The organism is Parendozoicomonas verongulae (genome assembly GCF_009711465.1).
Classification (GTDB): Bacteria; Pseudomonadota; Gammaproteobacteria; order Pseudomonadales; family Endozoicomonadaceae; genus Sansalvadorimonas; species Sansalvadorimonas verongulae.
The window spans coordinates 1-271 of sequence record NZ_SMME01000123.1 but is presented as its reverse complement, the minus strand read 5'-3'; the positions used below and the strand labels follow the sequence as shown (position 1 = coordinate 271).

Genomic DNA, 271 nt, shown 5'->3' with positions numbered 1-271 from the left:
ATCGAACTGGCTCTGGGCAGACTACTTCAGGCCATGGGGGGCACGGAAAACCTGAAAACGGCTCTGGATATTTTTACCCGACTGCGTACTCATGCGGCCGGGTGGGCAGGCGAACACCCCCTGTGATGACAAGGAGATTGAACTGTGTCTCGCAGCTGTTTTGATTGATATGGGAGCATGGGATCAGTTTGATGGGCTGCAACTGGAAAAGCAGCTGTTTTCGGGGTTCGAAAGCTGTTTGTGTTTGAGTATCCGCTACTTCTATGAATTA

General features: G+C 50.9%; 1 protein-coding gene. It reads left to right on the top strand.

Going from position 1 to position 271, the window contains the following annotated elements; genetic code table 11:
• Window positions 1-91: 91 nt before the first annotated feature.
• Window positions 92-271 (top strand): hypothetical protein (locus tag E1189_RS24175; protein WP_230459791.1); only part of this gene is annotated, 180 nt, incomplete at its 3' end.